19 protein-coding genes are annotated in these 19,171 nt (G+C 73.4%); 11 read left to right on the plus strand and 8 right to left on the minus strand.

Annotation, left to right across the window (positions count from 1 at the left end):
• Positions 1 to 4: 4 nt before the first annotated feature.
• Both Cch01nite_RS02610 and Cch01nite_RS02615 read right to left on the minus strand, forming a co-directional pair.
• Entirely contained in the window at positions 5 to 448 is a 444-nt protein-coding gene (locus Cch01nite_RS02610; protein WP_203748215.1) for a hypothetical protein, read from the minus strand.
• Positions 445 to 807, minus strand: coding sequence for a hypothetical protein (locus Cch01nite_RS02615; RefSeq protein ID WP_203748218.1), 363 nt, complete (start codon positions 805 to 807; stop codon positions 445 to 447). The genes Cch01nite_RS02610 and Cch01nite_RS02615 overlap by 4 nt, the downstream gene beginning before the upstream one ends.
• Before the next feature lie 60 nt (positions 808 to 867).
• Between Cch01nite_RS02615 and Cch01nite_RS02620 the strand changes: the two genes are divergently transcribed.
• Positions 868 to 2,349, plus strand: coding sequence for a leucyl aminopeptidase (locus tag Cch01nite_RS02620; RefSeq protein WP_203748221.1), 1,482 nt, complete (start codon positions 868 to 870; stop codon positions 2,347 to 2,349).
• Positions 2,350 to 2,413: 64 nt separating this feature from the next.
• Here Cch01nite_RS02620 and Cch01nite_RS02625 read toward each other — a convergent pair whose 3' ends face one another.
• On the minus strand, positions 2,414 to 2,755 hold the full coding sequence (locus tag Cch01nite_RS02625) for an oxidoreductase (protein ID WP_203748224.1): 342 nt from the start codon (positions 2,753 to 2,755) through the stop codon (positions 2,414 to 2,416).
• Between the two features lie 205 nt (positions 2,756 to 2,960).
• Here Cch01nite_RS02625 and lpdA point away from each other — a divergent pair, with 205 nt between their 5' ends.
• The 3 genes from lpdA to Cch01nite_RS02640 all read left to right on the plus strand — a co-directional run bounded on the left by lpdA (position 2,961) and on the right by Cch01nite_RS02640 (position 7,147).
• Positions 2,961 to 4,343, plus strand: a complete 1,383-nt coding sequence (gene lpdA, locus Cch01nite_RS02630) for a dihydrolipoyl dehydrogenase (protein ID WP_203748227.1) — start codon at positions 2,961 to 2,963, stop codon at positions 4,341 to 4,343.
• Between the two features lie 27 nt (positions 4,344 to 4,370).
• Positions 4,371 to 6,155, plus strand: a complete 1,785-nt coding sequence (gene sucB / locus Cch01nite_RS02635; RefSeq protein WP_203748230.1) for a 2-oxoglutarate dehydrogenase, E2 component, dihydrolipoamide succinyltransferase — start codon at positions 4,371 to 4,373, stop codon at positions 6,153 to 6,155.
• 101 nt (positions 6,156 to 6,256) lie between these two features.
• Complete coding sequence (locus tag Cch01nite_RS02640; RefSeq protein ID WP_203748232.1) at positions 6,257 to 7,147, plus strand: TIGR01777 family oxidoreductase; 891 nt, start codon at positions 6,257 to 6,259, stop codon at positions 7,145 to 7,147.
• A 13-nt stretch (positions 7,148 to 7,160) separates the two neighbouring features.
• Here the strand turns inward: Cch01nite_RS02640 and Cch01nite_RS02645 are convergent, their stop codons facing one another.
• The 3 genes from Cch01nite_RS02645 to Cch01nite_RS02655 all read right to left on the minus strand — a co-directional run bounded on the left by Cch01nite_RS02645 (position 7,161) and on the right by Cch01nite_RS02655 (position 11,809).
• A complete protein-coding gene (locus Cch01nite_RS02645) occupies positions 7,161 to 8,471 on the minus strand; it encodes a hypothetical protein (protein WP_203748235.1) in 1,311 nt (436 codons plus the stop codon).
• Positions 8,472 to 8,553: 82 nt separating this feature from the next.
• The gene (locus Cch01nite_RS02650) at positions 8,554 to 9,594 is read right to left on the minus strand and encodes a Gfo/Idh/MocA family protein (protein WP_203748239.1); all 1,041 of its coding nucleotides are present in this window, start codon (positions 9,592 to 9,594) and stop codon (positions 8,554 to 8,556) included.
• Between the two features lie 10 nt (positions 9,595 to 9,604).
• A complete protein-coding gene (locus Cch01nite_RS02655; RefSeq protein WP_203748242.1) occupies positions 9,605 to 11,809 on the minus strand; it encodes an MMPL family transporter in 2,205 nt (734 codons plus the stop codon).
• Between the two features lie 52 nt (positions 11,810 to 11,861).
• Here Cch01nite_RS02655 and Cch01nite_RS02660 point away from each other — a divergent pair, with 52 nt between their 5' ends.
• Both Cch01nite_RS02660 and lipB read left to right on the plus strand, forming a co-directional pair.
• On the plus strand, positions 11,862 to 12,344 hold the full coding sequence (locus Cch01nite_RS02660) for a MarR family winged helix-turn-helix transcriptional regulator (protein WP_239069793.1): 483 nt from the start codon (positions 11,862 to 11,864) through the stop codon (positions 12,342 to 12,344).
• A gap of 5 nt (positions 12,345 to 12,349) precedes the next feature.
• On the plus strand, positions 12,350 to 13,027 hold the full coding sequence (lipB, locus tag Cch01nite_RS02665; protein ID WP_203748248.1) for a lipoyl(octanoyl) transferase LipB: 678 nt from the start codon (positions 12,350 to 12,352) through the stop codon (positions 13,025 to 13,027).
• Positions 13,028 to 13,053: 26 nt separating this feature from the next.
• Here the strand turns inward: lipB and Cch01nite_RS02670 are convergent, their stop codons facing one another.
• Positions 13,054 to 13,557: a flavodoxin domain-containing protein gene (locus Cch01nite_RS02670; protein ID WP_203748250.1), complete on the minus strand. Its 504-nt coding sequence runs from the start codon at positions 13,555 to 13,557 to the stop codon at positions 13,054 to 13,056.
• A gap of 136 nt (positions 13,558 to 13,693) precedes the next feature.
• Between Cch01nite_RS02670 and lipA the strand changes: the two genes are divergently transcribed.
• The 3 genes from lipA (at position 13,694) to Cch01nite_RS02685 (ending at position 16,120) form a co-directional block, all read left to right on the plus strand.
• Positions 13,694 to 14,695: a lipoyl synthase gene (gene lipA, locus Cch01nite_RS02675; protein WP_203748252.1), complete on the plus strand. Its 1,002-nt coding sequence runs from the start codon at positions 13,694 to 13,696 to the stop codon at positions 14,693 to 14,695.
• A 32-nt stretch (positions 14,696 to 14,727) separates the two neighbouring features.
• Positions 14,728 to 15,447: a DUF4191 domain-containing protein gene (locus tag Cch01nite_RS02680; RefSeq protein ID WP_203748254.1), complete on the plus strand. Its 720-nt coding sequence runs from the start codon at positions 14,728 to 14,730 to the stop codon at positions 15,445 to 15,447.
• A 64-nt stretch (positions 15,448 to 15,511) separates the two neighbouring features.
• The gene (locus tag Cch01nite_RS02685) at positions 15,512 to 16,120 is read left to right on the plus strand and encodes a class I SAM-dependent methyltransferase (RefSeq protein ID WP_203748256.1); all 609 of its coding nucleotides are present in this window, start codon (positions 15,512 to 15,514) and stop codon (positions 16,118 to 16,120) included.
• Positions 16,121 to 16,137: 17 nt separating this feature from the next.
• Here Cch01nite_RS02685 and Cch01nite_RS02690 read toward each other — a convergent pair whose 3' ends face one another.
• The gene (locus Cch01nite_RS02690; RefSeq protein ID WP_203748258.1) at positions 16,138 to 16,632 is read right to left on the minus strand and encodes an RDD family protein; all 495 of its coding nucleotides are present in this window, start codon (positions 16,630 to 16,632) and stop codon (positions 16,138 to 16,140) included.
• Between the two features lie 174 nt (positions 16,633 to 16,806).
• On the opposite strand from Cch01nite_RS02690, the gene glnA reads away from it, so the two are divergent.
• Positions 16,807 to 18,231: a type I glutamate--ammonia ligase gene (gene glnA, locus Cch01nite_RS02695; protein ID WP_203748260.1), complete on the plus strand. Its 1,425-nt coding sequence runs from the start codon at positions 16,807 to 16,809 to the stop codon at positions 18,229 to 18,231.
• Between the two features lie 489 nt (positions 18,232 to 18,720).
• Positions 18,721 to 19,152, plus strand: a complete 432-nt coding sequence (locus tag Cch01nite_RS02700) for a hypothetical protein (RefSeq protein WP_203748261.1) — start codon at positions 18,721 to 18,723, stop codon at positions 19,150 to 19,152.
• Positions 19,153 to 19,171 lie beyond the last annotated feature (19 nt).

Consider the following 19,171-nt stretch of genomic DNA (forward strand, 5'->3'; position numbering starts at 1 on the left):
GCCTTCACCCTAGGTGCTGTGCGGCCTCGGGCGCCTCGCCGTCCGTGCGCGTCCTGCCCGTCGTCCAGAGCCACCACAGGCCGAGGAACGGCAGCACGAGCGGCACGTACCCGTAGCCCCGGCCGAACCCGGACCACACGGTCTGGTCGGGGAACTCGCCGACGTCGACCAGGGACAACGTGCCGACCACGAGCACACCGACGGTCTCGATCCCGACCGTGACCCATGCGAGGCGACGACGGTCCGTGGCCAGCGCGAACGTCGCCACCACGTAGACCACGCCCGAGGCGAGGGACAGGAGGTAGGCGACCGGGGCCTCGTCGAGCTTGGTCGACACCTGGTAGACGCCCCGGGCGGTCGCGGCGAGCGCGAGGATGCCGTAGACGGCGACGAGCAGCCGTCCCGGGCCGGTCCCGGTCGCCCGGTGCGTCGGACGCTGGTCGGTCACACGGTCCCCCAGATCTGGAGCAGTCGGTACTCGAGGAAAGCCACGGTCAGGGCCGCGACGAGAAGGACGACCGAGCTCCACCGCGTGCGCTCGGCGAACGCCCAGGCGGCCGCGAACGGCAGCACGACCGCCTGCGTGACGACGTAGCCCCAGAAGAGCCCGCCGCTGAGGCCCGCGGGCGGGTCGGTCGCCGCGAGCACGGCTGCGACCACGGCCTGCACGACGAGCACGGACTCGACCACGGCACCGCCCCACAGCTGGCGCAGGACCACCGCACGGTCGCGGACCACGAACCACGCGGCCCACCCGGCCAGGACGACGCACAGCAGCACGACGAGCAGCGCGAGGGGCACGATCACGGGACCACACCGTACCGGCGGTGCACGGGTGCACCGGCACCGACGACATACGATCGAGCGGTGACCGTGACGCTGACCTCACAGGACCCTGCCCGCCTCTCCGTCGACGCCGTGGTCGTCGCCGTCGCCCAGAAGGACGGCGCCCCGCGCGTCCTCGGCGGCGCGTGGCTGCCGAAGGACCTGCGCACCTCGATCGAGCGGGACGGCGCTGCCCTGGGTGTGACCGGCGCGGCCGACGAGGTCCGCCGGCTGCCCGGCACCGGTCTGCACGCCGCCGTCCTCGTCCTCACCGGTGTCGGTGCCGCGGAGTCCGTCTCGCCCGAGGTCCTGCGTCGCGCTGCCGGCGCGGCGACCCGCGAGCTGACCGGGACCGCGACCGTCGCGCTCGCTCTGCCCGCCGACGACCAGGACTCGCTCGCCGCCGTCGTCGAGGGCGGCCTGCTCGGCGCCTACGCGTACAACCGCTACCGCACCGACGACGCCGCCCGGGCGGCCGTCCGCGACCTGGAGGTCGTGACGTCGCTCGGCCGCACGCGCGCCGCGAAGGACGCCGTCCAGCGCGCCGAGGTCGTCGCCGCCGCGGTGCACGCCACCCGCGACCTGGTCAACGCCGCCCCCAACGACCTGTTCCCCGCGGCGTTCGCCGACGCTGCCAAGGCCGCCGTGAAGGACGCGGGCGCCAAGGGCGTCAAGGTCACGGTCCTCGACGAGAAGGCGCTGGCGGCCGGCGGCTACGGCGGGCTCGTCGGCGTGGGTCAGGGGTCGGTCCGCGGACCTCGTCTCGTGAAGGTGGCGTACGCGCCGTCCCGGCCCAAGGCGAAGGTCGCGCTCGTCGGCAAGGGGATCACGTTCGACAGCGGTGGCATCTCGATCAAGCCCGCGGCCGGCATGGAGGCGATGAAGTCCGACATGGCGGGAGCCGCCGCCGTGCTGCACACCGTGGTCGCGGCTGCTCGGCTGGAGCTGCCGGTCGCCGTGACCGGGTGGCTCTGCCTCGCCGAGAACATGCCGTCGGGGACCGCCCAGCGGCCGTCGGACGTGCTCACGATCCGCGGCGGGAAGACCGTCGAGGTCCTCAACACCGACGCCGAGGGCCGGCTCGTCATGGCCGACGGCCTCGTCGCCGCGGTCGAGGAGGGCCCCGACGTCGTCATCGACATCGCGACGCTCACGGGTGCCCAGCTGGTCGCGCTCGGCCACCGGGTCTCGGCCGTCATGGGGACCGAGGACGTGCGCGCCGAGGTCGTCGCCGCCGCCGACGCGAGCGGCGAGCAGTTCTGGCCGATGCCGCTGCCCGCCGAGCTCCGGGCGAGCCTCAAGTCGAAGGTCGCCGACATCGCGAACATCGGCGACCGGTTCGGCGGGATGCTGACGGCCGGCGTGTTCCTCCGGGAGTTCGTCGGCGACACGCCGTGGGCGCACCTCGACGTGGCGGGTCCGGCGTTCAACGAGAAGAGCGCGCACGGGTACACGCCCGTCGGCGGCACCGGGGTGGGCGTGCGGACGCTGCTCCAGCTCATCGAGTCCCGCGCAGGGGCCTGACCCCCGCGGTCGACGGCCCGGTCCCGCAGCGGCGGGGGCGGGCCGTCGTCCGTCCGGAGGCGCGTCAGACGACGCCGCGCTTGCGCAGGATCCTCTGCCGAGAGTTGTAGTCCCGCATCCGCTGCGGGTAGCCGACCCGCTGCACGTCGTACACCGGGATGTTCAGCTCCCGGGCGAGCTGCACCGCGGCCTTCTCGTCAGGGACGCGCCGCCGCGTCCACTCCCCGTCCGTGGCCACGAGCATCACCGTCATCGGGGCGGCGGTGGTGCGCGGCTCGACGTACGCCTCGACCCCGACGCGGGTCGCGACGAAGTCCGTGAGGTGCGCGACCGTCGCGTCCTTGGCGGCACGGTCGTCCGGCACGTCGGAGGAGGTGGGACGGGGTCGGCGCGAGAACAGGCCCATGCCGGACGAGGGTAGCCGCCCCGTCTGTCAGAGCCGGCGCGCCCGCCGTGCGGATCTCCGTGGCCGATGCCCCGAGCACCAGTCATGGGACGACTGTTCCGAGAGTCACACGGATCTGCAGGTCGCCGCGGTCGTTCCTGCCCGGTCGGGATGACAAGATGGTCGGCGAGCTCGAGACCACACGCCTGCGTATGAGGAGTTGCACGTGGCCGACACCGGCACCGCTTTCGACATCGTCGTCCTGGGCGCAGGGAGTGGTGGCTACGCCGCCGCCCTCCGTGCCGCACAGCTCGGCAAGACCGTGGCACTCGTCGAGGCCGACAAGGTCGGCGGCACCTGCCTGCACAACGGGTGCATCCCGACCAAGGCGCTGCTGCACGCCGCCGAGCTGGCGGACAACGCGCGCGACGGCGCCCACTTCGGCGTGAAGACCACGCTCGAGGGAATCGACATGGCCGGCGTGAACCAGTACAAGGACACCGTGATCGGAGGCCTGTACAAGGGCCTGCAGGGGCTCATCAAGTCCCGCAAGATCACCGTCATCGAGGGCTACGGCCGTCTCGTCGCGCAGAACACCGTCGAGGTCGACGGCACCCGGTACACGGGTGAGCACATCGTGCTCGCGACCGGCTCGTACGCGCGCTCGCTGCCCGGTCTGGAGATCGGCGGCCGGGTCATCACGTCCGACCAGGCGCTGCAGCTCGACTGGGTGCCGAAGTCCGCGATCATCCTCGGCGGCGGCGTCATCGGCTCCGAGTTCGCGAGCGTGTGGAAGTCGTTCGGCGCGGACGTCACGATCATCGAGGCGCTCCCCCACCTGGTGCCCAACGAGGACGTCGCGCTCTCCAAGGCTTTCGAGCGCGCGTTCCGCAAGCGCGGCATCGCGTTCAACCTCGGCGTCCGGTTCCAGGGCGTGACGCAGGACGACAACGGCGTGCACGTCACGCTCGAGGACGGCAAGACGTTCGACGCCGACGTGCTGCTCGTGGCCGTGGGCCGCGGCCCGCGCACCGGCGGCCTCGGGTACGAGGAGCAGGGCGTCACGCTGGACCGTGGCTTCGTCATCACCGACGAGCGCCTGCACACCGGCGTCGGCAACGTCTACGCCGTCGGCGACATCGTCCCGGGCCTGCAGCTCGCCCACCGCGGCTTCGCGCAGGGCATCTTCGTCGCCGAGCAGATCGCCGGGCTCAACCCCCCGGCGATCGTCGAGTCCGGCATCCCGCGCGTCACCTACTCGCACCCCGAGGTCGCCTCGGTCGGTCTCACCGAGGCCGGCGCGAAGGAGGTCCACGGCGAGGACGCCGTCGAGGTCCTCGAGTACAACCTCGCGGGCAACGGCAAGAGCAAGATCCTCGACACGGCCGGCTTCATCAAGCTCGTGCGCCAGAAGGACGGCCCCGTCGTCGGCGTGCACATGATCGGCGACCGGGTCGGCGAGCTCATCGGCGAGGGCCAGCTCATCGTGAACTGGGAGGCCTACCCGGAGGACGTCGCCTCCCTCGTCCACGCACACCCCACGCAGAACGAGGCGCTCGGCGAGGCCCACCTGGCGCTCGCCGGCAAGCCGCTGCACGCCCACAACTGACCACACGATCGAAGGAGACACGCGGTCATGTCCGACAACGTGCAGCTGCCCGCTCTCGGTGAGTCCGTCACCGAGGGCACCGTCACCCGCTGGCTGAAGAACGTGGGCGACCGCGTCGAGGTCGACGAGCCCCTGCTCGAGATCTCGACCGACAAGGTCGACACCGAGATCCCGTCGCCGTTCGCCGGCGTCGTCGAGCAGATCCTCGTCCAGGAGGACGAGACGGTCGAGGTCGGCGCGACGCTGGCCGTCATCGGCTCCGGCGAGGGTGGCGGCGACGCCTCCGCACAGGCCGAGGCCGCTCCCGCCGCGACCGAGGAGCAGGCTCCGGCCGAGGAGCCCGCCGCCGAGGCGGCGCCCGAGGCGGAGCCGGCCGAGGAGCACGAGGCACCGGCGGCCCAGCAGCCCCCCGGGGGCGGCGGCGAGGGCGACGAGGTGAGGCTCCCCGCGCTCGGCGAGTCCGTCACCGAGGGCACCGTGACGCGCTGGCTCAAGGCTGTCGGCGACAGCGTCGAGGTCGACGAGCCGCTGCTCGAGATCTCGACCGACAAGGTCGACACCGAGATCCCGTCGCCCGTCGCGGGCACCGTCCAGCAGATCCTCGTCCAGGAGGACGAGACGGTCGAGGTCGGCGCCGTCCTGGCCGTCATCGGCTCGGGGGCCGCGTCGTCGGCGCCTGCGGACGCCGCACCCGCGGAAGCCGCACCCGCGCAGCCCGCGGCCGCACCGGCCGAGGCTCCCGCTCCCGCCCCGCAGGCCGAGGCTGCGCCTGCCGCACCCGCGCCGACCCCTGCCCCGGTGCCGGCCACGCCTGCACCGGCGCCCGCACCGGCCGCCGCGCCCGCAGCAGCCGCAGCGCCGGCTCCGGCCGTCTCCGGCAGCTACCTGACCCCGCTCGTGCGCAAGCTCGCCGCGGACAAGGGCGTCGACGTCGCCACGCTCACCGGCACCGGCGTCGGCGGTCGCATCCGCAAGGAGGACGTCCTCGAGGCGGCCGCCAAGGCGGAGGCGGCGAAGGCCGCCGCCGCTGCTCCGGCGGCACCTGCCGCTGCGGCCCCGGCCGCGAAGGCGGCGTCCGTCCCGTCGGTCTCGCCGCTGCGCGGCACGACCGAGAAGGCCAGCCGCCTGCGCCAGATCATCGCCGAGCGCATGGTCGAGGCCCTGCACAGCCAGGCGCAGCTCACCACGGTGGTCGAGGTCGACGTCACCAAGGTCGCTCGCCTGCGGGCGCGCGCCAAGGAGGACTTCAAGGCGCGCGAGGGTGTCAACCTCACGTTCCTGCCGTTCTTCGTGCTCGCCGCGGTCGAGGCCCTCAAGGCCTTCCCGAAGGTCAACGGCGTGCTCGAGGGCAACACGATCACGTACCACGGCCAGGAGAACGTCGGCATCGCGGTCGACACCGAGCGCGGCCTCGTCGTGCCGGTGATCCGTGACGCGGGCGACCTCAACCTCGCCGGGCTGTCGCGCAAGATCGTCGACCTCGCCGGCCGAACCCGGGGCAACAAGGTCGGCCCGGACGAGCTCAGCGGCGCGACGTTCACCGTCACGAACACGGGCTCGGGCGGCGCGATCATCGACACGCCGATCGTCCCGGGTGGGACGTCCGCGATCCTCGGCACCGGCGCGATCGTCAAGCGCCCGGTCGTCATCCAGGACGCCGACGGCGCCGAGGTCATCGCGATCCGGTCGATGTGCTACCTGTCGCTGTCGTACGACCACCGGCTGGTCGACGGCGCCGACGCGTCGCGGTACCTGTCCGCGGTCAAGGCCCGCATCGAGGAGGGCGCGTTCGAGTCCGAGGTCGGCCTCTGACGTTCCCGCACCACCCGTTCTGCCCGACGACGGCCCGGGTCCCCTTCGTGGGGACCCGGGCCGTCGCGCGTCCACGCCGTCGCGCGCCCTAGGGTGACCGCATGCACGTGGTGGTGGCCGGCTCACAGGGGTTCATCGGCGGCGCCCTCGTCCCGCACCTGCGTGCGGCGGGGCACGAGGTCCGGGTGCTGGTGCGCCGCGACCCACGGTCGTCCGACGAGGTCGGCTGGGACCCGGACCGGGGGCAGCTGGAGCCGGCGGTCCTGCGTGCGGCGGACGCGGTGGTCGACCTCGCGGGCGTGAACGCCGGGAGCCGCCCGCTGACCGCGCGTCGCAAACAGCTCGTCCTGTCGTCACGGCTGCGCACCACCGAGCTGCTGTCGACGACCCTCGCACGGCTCGACGACCGGCCGCGGATACTCCTGCAGGCGTCGGGGATCGGGGCGTACGGCGACCGCGGCGACGTCGAGCTCGACGAGCTCGAGCCTCTCGGCACGACGTTCTTCGCCGACGTCGTCCGGCAGTGGGAGGCCGCGACCGCGCCCGCACAGGACGCCGGGTCCCGGGTCGTCCTGTTGCGCACCGGCGTCGTGCTCGGGCCGCACGGCGGTGCGCTCGGGCGCCTGCTCCCGCTGCTGCGGCTCGGCCTGGGTGGCCGGCTGGGCTCGGGGCGACAGTTCTGGCCGTGGATCACGCTGGCCGACGAGGTGCGGGCGATCGGGCATCTCCTCGAGGTCGACGTGCATGGTCCGGTGAACCTCGTGGCGCGCGCGGACCGTAACTCCGACGTGATCGGCGCCCTGGCGCGCGCGATGCACCGGCCGGCCGTCGTCCCGGTGCCGGCGTTCGCGCTCCGTGCGCTGCTCGGCGACTTCTCCTCGGAGGTGCTCGGTTCGATCCGGGCGGTCCCGGCCGCGCTCGACGCCAGCGGCTTCCGGCCGCTCCATCCCGACCTCGGCGCGGCGAGCGCGTGGCTCGTCGACGCGAGCTGACCGCGCGGCGTCGTCAGCCGGGGGCGGCGGTGACGTCCCAGACCCGCCAGCCGTCGTCGGTCCACCGCAGGCCGAGCACGACCGTCCGCTCGGGCGCGGCCGGCACCTCGACCCGGCTCGCCCCGTCGGCCGACACCCGGATGTGTGTGGACATCGAGGTCGTGAGCGCGACCTGCGCGTCGAGGCCCGGTGCAGGCCGGGCACGGAGGTGGGCGTCCGCGACGTGGACCGTGAGGCCCTCGACGTGGCCGCCCGCCAGCGCTGCGACGACCCCGCTGTCGGCCGTGAAGGCGGGCCCGCCGTCGACCTCGACGCGCGTGAGGGCAGCGACCTGCGCGGACGCCACGACGCCGGCACGACGTCTGCTGAGCTCGACGGCGGCTGCCACCGGGTCGGTGCGGTCGAGCACCGGGTCGACGTCGGCGCTCGCACCGGTCGACGGTCCGTCGGCGACGGGCGCGAACCGCACGACGAGCGCGGTCCCGGCCGACGCGACGGCGAGTGCCGCCACGGCCACGAGGCCCGCGCGGACGAGGCGCCGCGGCCGCCGCTGCCGACGCCGCGGAGCGGGCGTGGAGCTGCCGCGATGGGCCGCACGGACCAGGTCCGCCGCCGCACGCGTCCCCGCGTCGGGAAGGCGTACGGCCTCGGGCTCGGCCGTCCGGTAGCACGCGTCGACGACCTGCGCGGCGAGGAGCTCCGGGAGGTGCAGCAGCGCCTCGAACGCGTCGCGGAGCGCCGGGGCGCCGCCGGCGGCCGAGGCGAGGTGCGCGTCGGGTCCGGGCATCTGGCCGAGCACGGTCGCCAGCAGGCGGCGGACGTCGCCGTCGGGCGTTCCGAGGCCGAGGACCGCGGCCCGCAGGTCGACGAGCACCGGGCGCCCGTCCGGACGGACCACGACGGTCGACGCGTCGACCGCGCCGTGCACCAGACCCGCGTCGTGCAGGGCGGCGAGCGCGTCCGCGACGGGGATCGCGACCGTCACGGCCTCCCCGTCGCCCAGCGGAGCCCGAGCGGCGCGGAGCTCGTCGAGCGTCGGGCCCTCGACGGGCTCCACGACGAGGCCGACCCGTCCGGGCGACAGCTCGACGGCATCGAGGAACCGGCACAGGTGGTCGTGGCGGAGGGCGCGCAGCCGGGCGATCCGTGCGCGCATGACGTCGTCCAGGGCGGTGGCGACGACGTGGAGCTCGACGGGCCGGTCGGAGCCGTCGTCCGGCCGGGCGGTGAACCCGGTGCCGTCGCGACCGGCGGGGCCCACCACCCGGTACCCGGCGGCGTCGAGCGCCGTCGCGACGTCTCCGGGCACGAGGAAGCGGTCCATGACCGCCATCGAAGCCGGTCGGGCGAGACGACGTCGCCGCTCGTCCACAGGTCAGAGATGCACGACGGCGCCCGCCGGCGGATCAGAGCCGGACGACCCGGCCCTCCGCGGCGGACGTGCGTGCGCCGTCCAGGACCCGTGCGGTGCGGACGGCGTCGGCGGGGTCGACGGGCGGTGGACCGCCGTCGACGACCCAGCGCACGACCTCCCGGTACACGTCGTGGTGGCCCCCGGTGGGCATCGGCACCGGCTCGCGTTCCGCGCCGCGCACGAGCCAGCCCTCGTGGACCGGCTCTCCGGGTCGGCGCCCCTCCTCGTACGCGTCGTCGAGGGCGGAGAACGGCGTCGGCTCACCCTCGAAGCTCGTCACGAGGTACGCGGCCTGCGACCCGAGCACGCGGGTGCGTGGGCCGGGGGCTCCGGTGAGCGCCCCCGCCTGGAGGTGGCTGATGACGCCCTGTCCGTCGTCGGAGGCGTGCACGAGCGCGAGGAACACGTCGTCCACGGCGGGCGTTGTGCGTGCGGCGAGCTCGGCGTACACGGACGTGACGGGACCGAAGAGCTGCACCGCCGAGTCGACGAGGTGGGCGCCGAGGTCGAGCAGCAGGCCGCCGGCCTCGGGGTCGTTCTCCTTCCAGCGGTCCTGGGGCTGCGGCCGGAACCGTTCCCAGCGCCGCTCGAACCGGTGCACCCGGCCGAGCGCGCCGGTCTCGAGCAGGTGGCGCAGCGCGAGCTGCTCGGTGTCCCACCGGCGGTTCTGGAACACCGTGAGCCGGCCGCCGGCCCGCACGGACGCGTCGACGAGACGTTCCGCGTCGGCCGTGGTGGTCGCGAGCGGCTTGTCGACGATGACGTGCACCCCGGCCTCGAGCGCCGCCAGCACGTGGGCGACGTGCTCGCCGGTGGGGCTGGCGACGACGACGAGGTCCAGCTCGCTCGCGTGCTCGAGCAGCGCCGGGACGTCGGGCACGACGACAGCACCCGGCCAGTCGCTCTCGACCTGTGCGGCCCTGCTGCGCGTGACGACGTGCGTCACGCGCTGCCCCGACTCGCGCAGCAGCCGGGCGTGGATACCGCGCCCTGCTCCCCCGTACCCGACCAGACCGACGCGCAGCGACTCCATGCCGCCCACTCTAGGGAGTGCGTCGGGCGAGCCTGCTGGGCCACCACGTGCGGCGGTCCAGCTCGTGCACGAGGGCCGGCACGAGGAGCGAACGCACGACGAGCGTGTCGAGCAGCACGCCGAACGCCACGATGAACGCGATCTGTGCGAGGAACAGCAACGGTATGACCCCCAGCGCGGCGAACGTGGTCGCCAGCACGACCCCGGCCGAGGTGATGACGCCGCCCGTCACCGCCAGCCCACGGACCACGCCCGCTCGCGTGCCGAGCCGGATCGACTCCTCCCGGACCCGCGTCATCAGGAAGATCGAGTAGTCGACGCCGAGCGCCACGAGGAACACGAAGGCGTACAGCGGCACGACGGGATCGGCGCCGGGGAAGCCGAGCACGTGCGTGAACACGAGCGCGGAGACGCCGAGCGCGGCGGCGAACGACAGCACGTTCGCGACGAGCAGCAGCGCGGCCGCCATGACGGACCGCAGCAGCAGCATGAGGATGACGCCGATCACGAGGAGCACCACGGGCACGATGACCGTGAGGTCGCGCTCGGACGCCCGCTGCGTGTCGAGCGCCTCGGCCGCCGCGCCACCGACGAGCGCGTCGGGTGCGACCTCGTGGACTGCGTCCCGGACGTCGTCGACGGTCCCGACGGCCTCCTGCGAGTCGGACGGCGCGTCCGTCGTCACGTCGAGGCGGATGCGGCCGTCGACGACCTTGGCGGGCGCGTCCGTCGGGGCCCCGGGGGCCCCGTCGGCTCCGGTGAACGGGACGACGGCGGCGACCCCGTCGACCGAGCGCACCACGTCCGTGACCTCGTCGGCGTCGGCCTGGTCGACGACGACGACCACCGGCTGCACCCCGCCCGCGGGGAAGTGCTCGGTGAGGACCTCTTCTCCGGCGACCGCGTCGACGGGCGTGAGGAACACGTCGGCCTGGCTGGTCCCGCGGGCGTCGAGCATCGGCAGCAGCGCGGCGCACCCGCACAGGACGAGCGCCGTGACGACCCAGACGGGTCGGGCGTGCCGGCCGACGAAGGCGGCGAGGCGCCCCCACACGCCGTCGGGCACGGTCGTGGCGGACGCACCGGGCTCGTCCGCCACGGGCTGCGGCGACCGGGGCCAGAAGAAGGCGCGCGACCGGCGACCGGCGACGAGCAGCAGCGCGGGCAGGAACGTGAGGACCGCCAGGAACGCGGAGGTGATGCCGATGGCGGCGACCGGTCCCAGGCTGCGGTTGGAGGACAGGTCGGAGAGCAGCAGGCACAGCACGCCCGCGACGACCGTGCCCGCGCTGGCCGCGATCGGCTCCAGGCACGCCCGCCACGCCCGTCCCATGGCAGCGGCGGGCGACTCGACGTGCCGCAGCTCCTCGCGGTACCGGGCGACGAGGAGGAGCGCGTAGTCGACGGACGCGCCCACCACGAGGATCGACAGGATGCCCTGCGCCTGGCCGTTGAGCGTGAGCGCGTCGTGCAGCGCGAGCTGGTAGACGACGAGCCCGGCGAGGCACAGCGCGAACACGGCGGTGAGGATCACGAGGAACGGCAGGAACGGCGACCGGTAGACGACGACGAGGATGAGCAGCACCGCACCGAGCGCGACGAGCAGCAGCACGCCGTCGATGCCGCCGAACGCGGTGACGAGGTCGGCGACGAACCCGGCGGGGCCGGTGACCCAGGCCTGGAGGCCGGTCGCGCCCGCCCCGGTGGCGGTGGCACCGAGGTCGTCGGCCAGGGAGCCGCGCAGCGTGTCGACGAAGGCGACGGCGGCGCGCTGGTCGTCGCCGACGAGCCCGTTCGCCGTGTCGGCGTCGAGCGAGAACGCGACGAGCAGCGCCTCGCCGTCGTCGGACGGGATCACGGCGGGCTGCCCGACGAGGTACGCCTCCCAGGTCCCCGTCGATCCCGCGGGCAGGGCGGTCCCGGGCACGTCCTGCGCCCATCCCTGCACGGCGGCGACCTGCTCGGGGGTGACTGCCGAGCCGTCCGCGGGCTGCAGCACGACGAGCGCGGGTAGCGTCTGCGTGTCGACGAAGCCCCTGCTCGCGGCGGCGGCACGGGTGGACTCGGCGGACGACGGCAGGAACGCGGCGGCGTCGTTCGTCTGGACCTGCGACAGCTTCCCCTGCGCCATCCCCCCGGCGGAGGCGATGCCGAACCAGACGAGCAGGACGACGGCGACGAGCACGGACCGGACGACGGGTCGATTGCTCAGCATGCTGAGTATCTTGCTGTCGAGCGGTCAGATCAGCAAACGGAGAGGACGGACGGTGGAGCACCCCGAGGTCCCGGCAGCACCGGCGTCGCCCGACCCCACCTCGACCGACCCCGCCCAGTGGCCGGTCGGCCGGCTGCTGTCCGCGGCCGCGCGCCGCGTCGAGCGCGACTGGGACGCCCACCTCGCCGGCTGGGACCTCAGCCACGCGAGCCAGCCCGCGCTCGTCCACCTCGCCCGGTCCCCGCTGTCGCAGCGGGAGCTCGCGGCGCGGTGCGGGGTGACCGAGCAGACGATGAGCAAGGTGGTCGGGCGCCTCGAGCGCACCGGCTACGTCACCCGCGCACCTCATCCGGACGACCGACGCCGCCACGTCCTCAGCATCACCGGGACCGGTCGGCAGGCCCTCGTCGCGGCCTCCGACCGCATGGCCGCCGACGCCCTCGTCACGCGGGGCCTCACCCCGGAGCAGGTCGTGCACCTGCGCGCGCTCCTCGCGGTCGTCGCTCGGCCGGACGTCTCCTCCGGGTTAGCCTGACCCGCATGCGGTTCGACGAGCTCGACCTCGGCACCCGGCACCTGCCCTACGAGCCGACCTGGCAGCTGCAGCGCGAGGTCCACGCGGCCGTCGCCGCCGGCGAGCAGGAGGACACCGTCCTGCTCTGCGAGCACGAGAGCGTGTACACGGCGGGACGTCGGACCGCGAAGTGGGACCGTCCCGTCGACGACACCCCGGTCGTCGACGTCGACCGCGGCGGACGCATCACCTGGCACGGACCCGGTCAGCTCGTCGGCTACCCGATCGTGCGGCTCGCGGCGCCGATCGACGTCGTGCGCTACGTCCGCGCCCTCGAGGAGGCGATCATCCGCACGTGCGCAGACCTCGGCCTTCAGGCCGAGCGCGTCGAGGGCCGCAGCGGCGTCTGGTTCGCGGCCGACGAGCCCGGCGACCCGCGGGCCCGGCGCGCGCGCAAGGTCGCGGCGATCGGCGTGCGGGTGTCCCGGGCCGTCACGATGCACGGGTTCGCGCTCAACTGCGACCCGGACCTGACGGCGTTCGACCGGATCGTGCCGTGCGGGATCGACGACGCCGACGTCACGTCCCTGACGGCCGAGACGGGTCGGCACGTGACGATCGCGGAGGTCACGCCCCTGGTGCGCGGCCACCTCGCCGACGTCCTCGCACCGCTCCTCGCGGCCGGGGACGCCGCGCTCGTCTGACCGGCTCGTGCCCGACCCGGCGCCCGTCAGACGGTCGCCGCCGGCCGCGCGAGCTCCTCCGCCACCGAGACGGCCCACGTCCGTACCTCGTCGAAGTCCCGGAAGTCGCCGACCGGCGCGCTCGTCAGCGCGACCAGCGCGCGCTCGCTCAGGTCGAGTCCCGCACGTTCGAGCCGCCCGACGAAGCACTTCGGGTCCTCCGCGCCCGCGTGCCGCGCGACGACGTCCACGTCGTCCGGCACCGTGGGCGGCATCGGCGGGTCGCCCACGGGCCCCGACCAGAACAGCCACACCGGCATCGACCGCAGGTGGGCACCCTGCCGCTCGACGAGGTCCCGGAGGGCCACCGCCAGCCGGCCGACATAGACCGCCGAGCCGAGCACGACCGCGTCGTAGTCGGCCACGTGCTCGACCTCGTCCGGGTCGATCTCCTCGACCGTGTGCCCCGCGCCGCGCAGCACCGCGGCCACCTCGGCACCGATCTCGCGCGTCGCCCCGTGTCGCGACGCCACCGTCACCAGCACGCGCATCGTCGTCCCCCTCCTTCGTGCTCGATCACCCCACGCTTCTCCCCCGACGGGCACTGCGCACGGGACCGAGGTCCCGGGTCTGTGACGTGCGACTCTCGGACCTCGACGCGGCGGACGCCGGGTTACGCTGACCGACGTGACGATCGCTCCCGAGGGCCGGCGGATGCTCCGCGTCGAGGCACGCAACGCCGAGACGCCGATCGAGAAGAAGCCGGAGTGGATCCGCACGCGCGCGACCATGGGCCCCGAATACTCGGAGCTCAAGGGCCTCGTGAAGCGTGAGGGTCTGCACACCGTGTGCGAAGAGGCCGGCTGCCCCAACATCTTCGAGTGCTGGGAGGACCGCGAGGCGACGTTCCTCATCGGCGGCGACCAGTGCACCCGGCGGTGCGACTTCTGCCAGATCGACACCGGCAAGCCCGCCGACTTCGACGCCGACGAGCCGCGACGCGTCGCCGCCTCCGTCCAGGCGATGGGCCTGAAGTACGCGACGGTCACGGGTGTCGCCCGGGACGACCTGCCCGACGGCGGCGCGTGGCTCTACGCAGAGACGGTCCGCCAGATCCACGACGTGAACCCGGGCACCGGCGTCGAGCTGCTCATCCCCGACTTCAACGCGACCCCCGAGCTGCTCGACGAGGTCTTCTCGTCGCGGCCGGAGGTCCTCGCGCACAACCTCGAGACGGTCCCCCGGATCTTCAAGACGATCCGGCCGGGCTTCCGCTACGACCGCTCGCTGTCCGTGCTCACCCGCGCCCGCGAGCAGGGTCTCGTCACCAAGTCGAACCTCATCCTCGGCATGGGCGAGACGATCGACGAGGCGAAGTCCGCCCTCGCCGACCTCGTCGAGGCCGGCTGCGACCTCGTGACGATCACGCAGTACCTGCGGCCGTCCGTCCGGCACCACCCCGTGTCCCGCTGGGTGCGCCCCGAGGAGTTCGTCGAGCTGTCGGCCGAGGCCGAGCGGCTCGGGTTCCTCGGCGTGATGTCCGGGCCGCTCGTGCGCTCGTCGTACCGTGCCGGCCGCCTGTGGGGCCAGGCGATGCGCCGCCGTGGCCTGCCGATCCCCGACGCGCTCGCGCACCTCGGCGAGCCGACCACGTCCCGCCAGGAGGCGGCCAGCCTCCTGGCGCGCTGACGCGGCCTCCGCACTCGGTAGACTTCCGGCTCATGGCCCGTGACTCGTCCACGTCCGCCGGTGCGCCCGCCGGCAAGGTGAAGAAGACCCGCTGGTACCACCAGGTGTGGCAGGCGTACCAGATGACCCGCCGGAACGACCCGGCGGTCACGTGGATCGTGCTCGCGGCCTTCTTCGGCATCGTCGTGGTGGGCCTCGTCATCGGCCTCCTCGTGGGCCACTGGCTGTACGTGCTGCTGCTCAGCCTCCCGTTCGCCGTCCTGGGTGCGCTGTTCCTCCTGGCCCGCCGGGCCGAGACGGCCGCGTACACGCAGATCGAGGGCCAGCCCGGTGCGTCGCGCGCCGCGCTCGGCACCATCCGGCGCGGCTGGTCGTTCGCCGACGAGCCCGTCGCGGTCGACCCCCGCACGCAGGACCTCGTGTTCCGCGGCGTGGGCCGCCCGGGCGTCGTGCTCATCGGCGAAGGACCCGCGCCGCGCATCGGCCGGCTGCTCGAGCAGGAGCGCAAGCGCACCGCCCGCGTCATCTCCGGCGCCCCCATCACGCTGATCCAGGTCGGCGACGGCGAGGGTCAGGTGTCCCTGCGCAAGCTCCCCCGCGCCGTGCAGAAGCTCAAGCCCCAGCTGACCAAGCAGGAGGTCGCGGAGGTCAACAAGCGGCTCACCGCGCTCGGCGGGGTCCGGCTGCCGGTGCCGAAGGGTGTCGACCCGATGCGCGCCCGCCCCGACCGCAAGGGCATGCGCGGCCGCTGACCCCGCCCCCCTTCACCCGCTACGGTGGCCGACGACACGACACCGACCGGCATGGGGGCACGAGGTGGCGGACGACCGCTGGAACCACAACACGCACTACCACCGGCTCGCGCTGCGCTGGGCGCCGACGGCGCGCTCGGCGCTGGACGTCGGGTGCGGTGAAGGCCACCTGACGCGCGAGCTGCACGCGGCGGGAACGCCTCGGGTCACAGGAGTCGACGCCGACCCCGCCCAGGTGGACCGGGCGCGCGACGAGGCACGCGGGCTGGGCGTCGGGGAGCCCGCGCTGCGGTACGTGGTGGGCGACGTGCTGGACACCCCGTCCGGCGAGCAGTTCGACCTCGTCACCTGCTACGCCACGTTGCACCACCTCGACCTCGAGGCCGGTCTGCGGCGCCTCCGGGAGCTCACCGCGACGGGCGGGCACCTGGTCGTCGTCGGGCTCGCCGGCGTCCGGACGCCGTCCGACGTGGCCCTGAGCGCCGCCGCGGTCCCCGTGGCGGCGGTCGTCGACCGGACCCGCGGGGTCTGGGACCACGGCGCGCCGATGGTCGATCCGGCCCACGGGTACGGCGACGTGCGCCGGGTCGCGCGCGACGTGCTGCCTGGGGTGCGCTGGCGGCGGCACCTCTACTGGCGGTACAGCCTCGTGTGGACGGCGCCCCGCGGGTGAGCCCGGGCGCCGAGGCGTCAGCGGCGCACGATCGCGGTACCGGCGACCCGGTCGTGCAGGCCGCGGCCGTCGCCGTCCCACACCACCGCCGGCACCACCAGGCAGAGCAGCGCGGTGCGCACGAGCGCAGCCAGGAGGTGCGGCGGCACCACGGGGGCGTCGGCGGCGGGCGGCAGCACGACGCGGCGGACGTGGAGGCCGAGGATCCGGTGCCCCAGCGTGTTCCCGACGGTGCCGACGAGCAGCACGTTCTCCAGCGCGAAGACGCCCAGCGTCGCCATCGGCTCGCCACGCGACAGGAAGAAGCCGGACGCGCCCGCCGCCGGGAAGAACGCCGCCGCGATCGCCAGGCACGCGACCCAGTCGATCGCCAGCGCGGCGACGCGCCGCCCCAGCCGGGCGAGGGACCCCGGGCCGTCGGGCGGCAGCCCGAGCCGAGCCCCGCGATGTGTGCGGCCGCTCGACGGCGCCTCGCCCTCGAGCCACGACCCCATCTCGTCCCGTGATGTCACGCCACCAGGGTAGGTCGCCGCCGCGACCCGGACGTCCGCCCAGGAGTTCGCACGATCGTTACACCACCCACGTCCCCGTAACACCACGGAAACAATCGGTACACGGCAGAGAAACCGAGCCGTCCTAGCGTCGCCTGTGCCCGCCCCAGGGCAACCCCAACCGAGGAGCAGCGGATGTTCAGCAAGCCAGAGGAAGTCCTGGCCTTCATCAAGAGTGATGACGTCAAGTTCGTCGACGTGCGGTTCTGTGACCTGCCCGGCGTGATGCAGCACTTCAACGTCCCGGCCTACTCCCTGGACCTGAGCTTCTTCACCGAGGGCCAGATGTTCGACGGGTCCTCGATCCGCGGCTTCCAGGCGATCCACGAGTCGGACATGAAGCTGATCCCGGACATCAGCACCGCGTACGTCGACCCCTTCCGGGTCGAGAAGACGCTCAACATCAACTTCCACATCGTCGACCCGTACACCGACGAGCCCTACAGCCGCGACCCGCGTCAGGTCGCCGCGAAGGCTGAGGCGTACCTGCGGTCGACCGGCATCGCGGACACGGCGTTCTTCGCCCCCGAGGCCGAGTTCTACATCTTCGACGACGTCCGCTTCGAGACGAAGCAGAACGCGTCGTACTACTACATCGACTCCATCGAGGCCGCCTGGAACACCGGCCGCGTCGAGGAGGGTGGCAACCTCGGCCACAAGACGCCCTACAAGGGTGGCTACTTCCCCGTGCCGCCGGTGGACCACTTCGCCGACCTGCGCGACCAGATCTCGCTGCAGCTCGACGCCCTCGGCCTCGAGGTCGAGCGCGCGCACCACGAGGTCGGCACCGCCGGCCAGGCGGAGATCAACTACCGCTTCGACACGCTCGCCAAGTCGGCCGACAAGGTGCAGCTGTTCAAGTACGTCGTGAAGAACGTCGCCCACCAGGCCGGCAAGACCGCGACGTTCATGCCGAAGCCGCTCTTCGGCGACAACGGCTCGGGCATGCACGTGCACCAGTCGCTCTGGAAGAACGGCGAGCCACTGTTCTTCGACGAGAAGGGCTACGGCGGCCTGTCCGACCTGGCGCGCTGGTACATCGGCGGCCTGCTCAAGCACGCCCCGTCGCTGCTCGCCTTCACGAACCCGACAGTGAACTCCTACCACCGCCTGGTCCCGGGCTTCGAGGCCCCCGTCAACCTGGTCTACTCGGCCCGCAACCGCTCCGCGTGCATCCGCATCCCGGTCACCGGTTCGAACCCGAAGGCCAAGCGCATCGAGTTCCGCGTGCCGGACCCGTCGTCGAACCCGTACCTCGCGTTCGCGGCCATGCTCATGGCCGGCCTCGACGGCATCCAGAACCGCATCGAGCCGCCGGAGCCGGTCGACAAGGACCTCTACGAGCTGCCCCCCGAGGAGCACGCCCTCATCCAGCAGGTCCCGGGCTCCCTGTCCGAGGTGCTCGACAACCTCGAGGCCGACCACGACTTCCTCACCGCGGGGAACGTCTTCACGCCGGACCTCATCGCCACGTGGATCGACTACAAGCGCTCCGCCGAGGTCGACCCGATCCGTCTGCGGCCCCACCCGCACGAGTTCGAGCTCTACTTCGACGTCTGATCGTCCCGGCCCCTGGCTGCTCCCAGGGGCCGTGGACCTGCAGTGACGGCAGCCCAGTCCCCTCGTGGGGGCTGGGCTGCTGTCGTGTTGCGGGATCGGTGCGGGTGGGCTGAGCACGACGGCCGACGCAGTCACGACATGTGGGTCGTGCTGACGGCGGGACAGGTTCTGGCCAGGTTCGCCTTGGGTCCTGACGCGAGCTGTCGATGGGGTGCGATGCGTGGCCGCGCTCTCTTCGCGGGTCCACGCGTCTCCTCACCCCGGATCGGGGTGGCACCGTCGATCAAGGAGGGACACCTCATGCCGAGGATCACGCCCACGAAGCGGCCTGTCGTCCACGCCGCCGCTGCTGCGGCGGTCATCGGCCTGACGGCTGGCGTCCTCGCCGGCTGCTCCAGCCCGGACGACAGGACGCCCGAGGCGGAGCCCGCTGCGTCTGCGGCACCGGTCACCGCATCCGCACCTGCTGTGGTCGAAGCTGGTGCACCGGTGACGGCCGACCAGCCGCTGCCCGAGTACACCAAGGCGTACGAGCTCGCCGACGGCACGTCCGTCGCCGTCGTCAAGGACCAGCCGCTGCCGGCGCCCGTCCTCGCCGAGGTCCAGGCGCAGGTCCAGGCGGCAATGTCGACGGCACTCGCCGCAGGCTCGGACGAGTCGATCTGGGCGCAGACCCACGACGCCAGCAAGCAGCTCAGCGGCCGCGTCGGGAGTGCGACCGGCAAGAGGGTGCTGATCGTCTACCCCGCCGTCGGCATGCTGGAAGGCGAGAACGTGGAGAACAACCATCGCGTCTGGATTCCGCGCGACGTCCCCGGCGGCGGCTCGAACACCCAGCAGGGGGCCGTCGACGCCGCGAATGCGTACGTCGCCTCTCAGGCCGACCCCGACGAGTGGGTGGTCATCGTCGCCTCAGAGTGATTCGCTCCGAGCCCCCGAC

This window comes from Cellulomonas chitinilytica, assembly GCF_016862675.1.
Classification (GTDB): Bacteria; Actinomycetota; Actinomycetes; order Actinomycetales; family Cellulomonadaceae; genus Cellulomonas; species Cellulomonas chitinilytica.

Bases quoted from the DNA above. Each gene is read 5' to 3' on its own strand.
- Cch01nite_RS02640 (WP_203748232.1), top strand. From the start codon at position 6,257: ATGCACGTGGTGGTGGCCGGCTCACAGGGGTTCATCGGCGGCGCCCTC.
- Cch01nite_RS02655 (WP_203748242.1), bottom strand. From the start codon at position 11,809: ATGCTGAGCAATCGACCCGTCGTCCGGTCCGTGCTCGTCGCCGTCGTC.
- Cch01nite_RS02625 (WP_203748224.1), bottom strand. From the start codon at position 2,755: ATGGGCCTGTTCTCGCGCCGACCCCGTCCCACCTCCTCCGACGTGCCG.
- lipB (WP_203748248.1), top strand. From the start codon at position 12,350: ATGCGGTTCGACGAGCTCGACCTCGGCACCCGGCACCTGCCCTACGAG.
- Cch01nite_RS02645 (WP_203748235.1), bottom strand. From the start codon at position 8,471: ATGGACCGCTTCCTCGTGCCCGGAGACGTCGCGACGGCGCTCGACGCC.
- Cch01nite_RS02680 (WP_203748254.1), top strand. From the start codon at position 14,728: ATGGCCCGTGACTCGTCCACGTCCGCCGGTGCGCCCGCCGGCAAGGTG.
- glnA (WP_203748260.1), top strand. From the start codon at position 16,807: ATGTTCAGCAAGCCAGAGGAAGTCCTGGCCTTCATCAAGAGTGATGAC.
- sucB (WP_203748230.1), top strand. From the start codon at position 4,371: ATGTCCGACAACGTGCAGCTGCCCGCTCTCGGTGAGTCCGTCACCGAG.
- Cch01nite_RS02670 (WP_203748250.1), bottom strand. From the start codon at position 13,557: ATGCGCGTGCTGGTGACGGTGGCGTCGCGACACGGGGCGACGCGCGAG.
- Cch01nite_RS02650 (WP_203748239.1), bottom strand. From the start codon at position 9,594: ATGGAGTCGCTGCGCGTCGGTCTGGTCGGGTACGGGGGAGCAGGGCGC.